This is a genomic window from uncultured Paracoccus sp. (assembly GCF_947487305.1).
Taxonomy (GTDB): Bacteria; Pseudomonadota; Alphaproteobacteria; order Rhodobacterales; family Rhodobacteraceae; genus Paracoccus.
Genome location: NZ_CANKWH010000054.1, coordinates 1 through 3820 on the forward strand (window position 1 = coordinate 1; position 3820 = coordinate 3820).

The following is a 3820-nucleotide window of genomic DNA, read 5'->3' on the forward strand; positions in this document are numbered from 1 at the left end:
TACGCATGACGGCAACCGCACAGGGCGCGGGTTCAACGAACTGCGATTCGAGGATCAGCAGGGTGAGGAGGAGGTCTTCGTCCATGCGCAGCTGGACCTGAACAGCGAAATCGAAAGGGATCGCACGGCCTATACCGGTCGCAACGAGGCCTGGCATGTTGGCGCCCACGCTTTTCGCGAGGTTCGCTATAACCAGCATACGCGCGTCGGCATGTCATCCTATGAAGAGGTGCGGGGAGATCGTTTCGAGCTTGTCGGCGGCGTCCCCTATGTTCCCCCGATCACCGCCGGTCCCGATGACCGGGAAAAGGCCATCTGGTCGCGGTTCTTCAAGCTGCCGAAGCTGCTGGGTGTCGGAAACCTGCTGAGCGCTGTGACCGGCTATCGGATGCAGACGACGCTTTTGGATTGCATCGAAAAGATCCAAGGATCGAAAACAGTAACGACCGGGCGCGAACTGGATCTGTCCTCCCATGCCTCGGTGTCCATCAGCGGTCGTGAGAACGTCCTGATCGAGGGCAGCGAAAGCATCATTCTGCGCAGCGGCAACTCCGCCATCATCCTCAGGCAGGATGGCAAGGTCGCCATCACCGGAACCGAGCTGCTGATTGCAACCGAGAAATCCGATATCGAGACCTCGGGCACCTGCAATATCAACGCAGCCCAGATAAACCTGAATTGATATGGCCCCACCCGTCAGAACCATCGCAGGCGAGAACTATCTTCTTCGACGCATCGTCGAAAGCGAGGAGCGTTTCTATTTCGTCGCCGGACCCAAGATCGCGATCGCGCGGATGAGCGTCGGCTATGGCCCCGTTCACACGCCCTACGAGGTCAATTCCCGTGCCGTCGAAACGAGCGGTCGCATCCCCTCGATCGCGACGACGCAGGAGGCGCTGCGCGATCAGTATTTCGAGCATGAGGCACGCTGGCTCGCTCCCTGGGGCAGTGACTGGCTGCCTCAGGATTATGATCTTGACGGCGATCTTGATGCCAATCTGTCCCCATTCTCGCCGCCGCAGGTCTTCAAGGGCGCCGGGCCACGGGTCAATGCCTGGGCCATCCATGCCGAACGCTTTGCCTATAAGGGTGATGCCGATGCGAAAATGCTGGGACTGGCCGTGTTCACGCGGCAGGTCGACGGCCCCTTCTTCAAGGTCTATCCGGACGGCTTCAAGACCACCGACGTGATCGGCACCACGCCGGGGCCGATGGAGCGCGTCTGGAACTGGCTGACGGAGTGAACGGATGAAGCGGCTGTTTCCTGTTGCGGTCCTGTGCCTGATTCTCGGAATCGTCATTGGTGCGGTCGGCTTGCGTCTGATCCGCGGGGCATCCGATGGCCCTCTTGCCCAGGACAGCAACCTGCGCCCGACCTATTTGTTCAACCTGCTGCCCGAACGTGCCGAGGAGCTGATTATTGCCGTGGCGATGCAGCCCGGAACACGGACGGCCGGGGGCGAGCTTATCGGTGAAACCCAGATCGGCTATCTCGTCAGCGACGCGGCCAATTGCGAGACAAGCGGGGATGCTGCGGAATTCCTGCAATCGTTTCTGCAAAGCGACAGGTTTCAATGCGTGATGATGAGCTGGAAGGACAACTGACCATGCCCGATGCCGCACGCAAAGGGGATCTTGATACCGGCCATGGGTCGCGCCCCGCGACGGCTGCCATCGAAGGTAGCGGAGATGTCAGTGCGAATGGCCGCCCGGTTTTGCGCCGTGGAGACGCGTTGGCAGGGCATGGCTGCGCTGCCCCCACGCGATCGATGTCAGAGGGCTCGCCTACCGTATTTGTCAACGGGCGCCCGTTCTCGCGGATCGGCGACGGGGTGAATTGTGGCGGCAAGATGGCGACGGGCTCGCCCGACGTAGCGCTGGACATCCTGGAAAAGCCGGTCTTCGCAAAATCCGAATGCGTCCGCGTCTGCATGCAGAAGGCCCGGAAACGAGGGCAGGCCTTTGTCGGAAAATCCTGATCTGGGTGCCATTCGGGTCCTTACTGCGCCTTCGCTTGGCGCGCGGGACCTGCCCGGCCAGTTCTTGCTGGTGGATGCCACCGCCGCGGATGACGTCTACCGGGTGCTGGCCGAAAGCGGCATGTCCTTCGCCTCGCTTTTCACAGGGCAGGATGCGGTGACGCTGCAGCGCGAAGCACCCTATCTGCTTGATCGCAGCGGCGAGGGCATGGATCTCGAGTCTGCCGAAACGACCCGATTGCTGGTCGAGCGCGATGCTGCCATCGGGCTGGTCGCCGATTGTACGATGGATGAACTGCGCCGGCATTTGCGCAGGTGGCTGACCGTCAGACTGCCAGAAAACGGAGGAAAGGTGATGTTCCGCATGTTTGATCCGCACATCCTCGCGGTCTTTCTGATGACGCTGCCGGCAGCCGACGCTCACGCGTTCTTTGGCCCGGTGGCGGAATTTCATCTGCTGCGCGATGGCTCTCACGCCAATTACAGCCTGACGCCCCGTGCACGGGCCACGGAACCGACCAGGTTTGGGGTTGGGACCTATTACCAGATTACGCCGGCACAGATGCAGACCTTTGAAGAGGTCGCAGGTGACACGTTCAAGACCGATCTGTTTCGCTTCTTCCGATCGGTCTTTCCCGACGCGGTCGCGCGGCTGGACGATGCGTCCCTGCGCCAGCAGATCTCGCTTGGCATCAAGGATGCGGAGCGGTTGGGCGATGTCCGGCCCGGGACGGTCCTCACCGTCCAAGCCGTACGCCTGCTGCGCCCCGACATCATCAACAATGAATGGATCTGGCGACAGGTCCTAGAAAAGAACGAACTCGCCGGGGATCCGCTGATGCGAGGCGCCATCCTCGAGGCCTATCTCACCAGCGATTTCGGCTCGCTGGAAGAGCGAGAGGCCTATAATGCCGCCATCGACCGGTTCTGGACCGGTGAGTACTGATGACCGAGCCTTACGATTGCCCGACCGGACGATGTGGCGCAACCGAGGACCCGCCCTGCCGTTCGGTGAAGCTGGGCGACAAGATCGATCCCAACTCGCGCGCTCACCTGGAGCGCAATGCCTGCAACCGCTGTCCGAATACCCCGCCTCGCCCGGTCTATATTGAAAAGCTGAACATGAGGACGGGTATGACCTTCAAGGTGCTCGATCGCTGGGTCGATCACGAGGGCAACACCTGGGAGCCTGACAATGCCGCCACCGCCTGGTGGTTCCACGACGATCCAGTCCCCGGATTCCGAGACGAGAAGAATATGACCTTCCGCGTCGCCCGGGTTGCATCCGGCGCGGGGCGGGGATGGCAATGCCGCTATGTCGGTGGCAAGCTTGACGATACCACGAAATACATGGGGACCTATGACTACGCTCCCGCGCCCTCGGCGGCGCGTGCCGTGGGCAACATGATTGCGCCAGGGACAGTCGAGAATCTGCATAATGCGATGGATGTTGCGCCTCACAAGGTGAATGGGAATTATCTGCCAAACTTGACGCAACGCTATTGATTGCGCCGGCCGAGGCTGTTGCCTTGGTCATTCCGGCGCAGAGCTCGACGGGGGGCGATGGCAGGGTTTCCCGGTTTTCGAGGTTGTGCTGCTGAAGCAGCCTGGTCGAATTGAGAACATCTGCCTGCGAATTTAGGCAAGCGGCGCAGTAGGGCAAGCGGCCCCATGACCCCATGATCGTGGGTATCTTCAGATCTCTACAACACCAATCTTCGGGTCACAGCCAAACTGGCGGCCCCTGTCGCGTTGATTCGCGTTGATGCTGTCCCATAGCGTGGTGTAGCTGGCGCTGATTGTCACCGTGATGTTCGGCGCGGGCCTGCTTGATCAGGATG

The 3820-nt window shown here is 60.9% G+C and carries 5 protein-coding genes and 1 pseudogene; all 6 read left to right on the forward strand.

All coding sequences use genetic code 11. From position 1 onward, the window contains the following. Window positions 1–682: pseudogene (locus Q1A36_RS21090) on the forward strand (hypothetical protein); the annotation flags it as partial. 1 nt (window position 683) lies between these two features. Next, complete coding sequence (locus Q1A36_RS21095) at window positions 684–1244, forward strand: hypothetical protein (RefSeq protein ID WP_299848117.1); 561 nt, start codon at window positions 684–686, stop codon at window positions 1242–1244. A gap of 4 nt (window positions 1245–1248) precedes the next feature. Further along, window positions 1249–1605, forward strand: a complete 357-nt coding sequence (locus Q1A36_RS21100; protein ID WP_299848119.1) for a hypothetical protein — start codon at window positions 1249–1251, stop codon at window positions 1603–1605. Continuing rightward, window positions 1575–1979, forward strand: coding sequence for a PAAR domain-containing protein (locus Q1A36_RS21105; protein ID WP_299848121.1), 405 nt, complete (start codon window positions 1575–1577; stop codon window positions 1977–1979). The genes Q1A36_RS21100 and Q1A36_RS21105 overlap by 31 nt, the downstream gene beginning before the upstream one ends. Beyond that, entirely contained in the window at window positions 1963–2925 is a 963-nt protein-coding gene (locus Q1A36_RS21110; RefSeq protein WP_299848123.1) for a DUF4123 domain-containing protein, read from the forward strand. The genes Q1A36_RS21105 and Q1A36_RS21110 overlap by 17 nt, the downstream gene beginning before the upstream one ends. Next, entirely contained in the window at window positions 2925–3485 is a 561-nt protein-coding gene (locus tag Q1A36_RS21115; RefSeq protein ID WP_299848125.1) for a hypothetical protein, read from the forward strand. Before Q1A36_RS21110 ends, Q1A36_RS21115 begins: the two co-directional genes overlap by 1 nt. Window positions 3486–3820: the final 335 nt, after the last annotated feature.

Bases quoted from the DNA above. Each gene is read 5' to 3' on its own strand.
- Q1A36_RS21095 (WP_299848117.1), top strand. From the start codon at position 684: ATGGCCCCACCCGTCAGAACCATCGCAGGCGAGAACTATCTTCTTCGA.
- Q1A36_RS21100 (WP_299848119.1), top strand. From the start codon at position 1,249: ATGAAGCGGCTGTTTCCTGTTGCGGTCCTGTGCCTGATTCTCGGAATC.
- Q1A36_RS21115 (WP_299848125.1), top strand. From the start codon at position 2,925: ATGACCGAGCCTTACGATTGCCCGACCGGACGATGTGGCGCAACCGAG.
- Q1A36_RS21105 (WP_299848121.1), top strand. From the start codon at position 1,575: ATGCGTGATGATGAGCTGGAAGGACAACTGACCATGCCCGATGCCGCA.